The organism is Lentilactobacillus parafarraginis DSM 18390 = JCM 14109 (assembly GCF_001435895.1).
GTDB lineage: Bacteria > Bacillota > Bacilli > Lactobacillales > Lactobacillaceae > Lentilactobacillus > Lentilactobacillus parafarraginis.
Genome location: NZ_AZFZ01000134.1, coordinates 1 through 2,452 on the forward strand (window position 1 = coordinate 1; position 2,452 = coordinate 2,452).

The 2,452-nt window shown below is 32.4% G+C and carries 3 protein-coding genes; 1 reads left to right on the forward strand and 2 read right to left on the reverse strand.

What is annotated here, in order from left to right; translation table 11 throughout:
• Positions 1-429 precede the first annotated feature (429 nt).
• Entirely contained in the window at positions 430-645 is a 216-nt protein-coding gene (locus FD47_RS14185) for a hypothetical protein (RefSeq protein ID WP_056980821.1), read from the reverse strand.
• A 6-nt stretch (positions 646-651) separates the two neighbouring features.
• Positions 652-1,437, reverse strand: coding sequence for a ParA family protein (locus tag FD47_RS14190; protein WP_005728422.1), 786 nt, complete (start codon positions 1,435-1,437; stop codon positions 652-654).
• A gap of 575 nt (positions 1,438-2,012) precedes the next feature.
• On the opposite strand from FD47_RS14190, the gene FD47_RS14195 reads away from it, so the two are divergent.
• Positions 2,013-2,452: replication initiator protein A (locus FD47_RS14195; RefSeq protein ID WP_162260761.1), on the forward strand; the 440-nt coding region annotated here is incomplete at its 3' end.

A 2,452-nucleotide genomic window follows, 5' to 3' on the forward strand; every position in this document is an offset into this window, starting at 1 on the left:
AAAAACAACATATAATCAATAACTATATTTTTACTTGATTAATTAAAACGCGCAAGGAATATGGAAAGTCCTTTACAGTCGTTAATACGCCACGATTTTGATAATACAAAGTTGCAAGCGTTGTTTAGATACGCTTTTGTGCTATTAAGAAGCTGTCCAAGATCTATTTTTTTGATATACTTCTATATAAAAAAGTATAGATCTTGGACAGCTTCTTAGATGCCTTTTTTTGTTATCAAAAAGGGCCTAGTACTTTTGGAATGGAAATACTTTCCAACACCAAAAATTCTAGACCCCTAAATTTGCGATCTACCACGTATGTTTAAATCAAATTTATTTTAAATATACCTTGTACAGTGAAGTTTATTGATTGTGTGATTTATGATAAAAGATTAATCTTTTATNGTAATACATAAGTTAAGCTCAATCTTATTTACGTTGGGCAAGGCCTTCACGAATAATTTTTTCTAAGACATCAACAATTTTTTCGTCATTCTCAAAAGCGATGCGTTTAACTTCTTTATATGTGCTCATGCGAAGTTGAACGGTTTTAGTTCTTTCTGTTTCGAATTGGTATGGACTTTTTAGATTTTTAAGTTGTTCAGATGCCTTTTTACTAACTTTGTTTAAAAAATCTTCTGCCATGATAAATTACTCCTCTAACTGTTGAATCCTAAGTAGTTGTTCATTAAGAACCATTTGGTACATTTGGATTGCTCTTTTATCCCAATGGTCTTTATTCCGTATTCCTTCATTAGCAAACGTTTTAACCCGTTCTTGAGTTCTAATTGAGTTTGAAAAGACCCCTTCGCCAAAAAAGTCTTTTGCTTGTGCAGAAATTTCAGTATCAACTTTGGCACGTGGCTTCATTAAGTACAATATGACACCAACTAACTGAAAACTTCCATTGTATTGTTCACGTAGTTCACCTAAATGCGTAGCTGTTTTTAAAGAACTTGTATATGACTGCTTTTGAGTTTGTAAGACAATTGAGATGAAATCTGAAGCCATGATTGCGTTATTAGTAAAGACATTTATTGTTGGTGGTACGTCAATAAAAATATAATCGTAATTTTGTTTTAACTTTGAAAGCATTTGTGGTAATAGAATATTACGTTTAACCCGACTAACTTTTTCTACAGCACCAATCCATAAAGACAATGTCCAATCTGTAGGAATCATATCAATTTGGTTTGTAACAGACACAATAGATTTAGACAAATTCCCTCCAAGAAGGCCCTCATATAATGAAAGTTCCGGCTTTAAATCGGCTTTATAAGTCTCCTTCATAATTTCAGTTGCATTTCCCTGGGGATCGAAATCTATCAGTAGTACTTTTTTCCCCTCTTGACCCAATAAATAGGTTTCCATTACAGTCAAGGTGGTCTTACCAACGCCACCTTTAAAGTTGAAGTTTAATAGTGTTTTCCCATTCATAGTAGCACCTACCTTTACATAAACATTTTACCATGATTTATGATTAATCACAAATTTTATATGATTTATGATTAATCATAAATCATATCATAAAACTATTTACTTAACCTTTGCAGAATGATATGCTTTGTTCATAAACAAAAAATCCCAATCCACTCGGGATTGGGATTTTTGCAGTATTGACAAGTAGCTATCTTGCAGCTACCTAGTCCAAGCAATTTTCACCGCCAAGTTAAAATTGCTTGAACAAATTGTAATCTTGTTTACGTGCTAATTATACCGCAAGCAAACCTTAAGGGGCAAGCAAAGGTAAACTAATTAAAACGAAGATAAGACCAATGGACTAAGTAGCTTCTAATAACTACTTAGTCCATTTTTAGTTCTTAAAAATTAAAAAAGTTGCCGAATTGCAACTCACAAACAAACACATGCTGGTGAATTTACAAAGTCCTCACTGCCAATGATGCTTTATAATTCAGTCAGAGCATATCAAATTTGTATTTTAGAACAAGTCTGATGTTTTAGCAACTCTCTTTGAAGACAGCATGTACAAGTCAATGAAGGGGAGTTTTATTATGGATCAAACAAATTTTAATTTTATTGAATCAAAAAAAGCTTATGAAACCCGTTTTTTTCAATTCCCACAAGTTTTACTATACGGAGAAAAATACAAAAAGCTAAGTGATAGTGCTAAGTTAGGATATATGATTTTACGTGATCGTCTAGATTACTCATTAAGAAACAACTGGATTGATGAGAAGAATCGAGTCTATTTCATTTTCACAAATCAAGAGCTTCATAATTTATTTGGCTGGGGCAATGCGAAAATTGTTAAAGTAAAAAAAGAATTAGAAAGGGCAAAGTTACTCTATCAAGTTAACTTAGGATTTGATCCGAAGAAAAAGAAGAATCTACCAAATCATCTTTATCTAGCTGACCTCGAAGTTACAACTAAAGACATTTACAAAAAAAAGATTACTAATGAAGAGCCGAAATCCCTTGATACAAGCGGAAG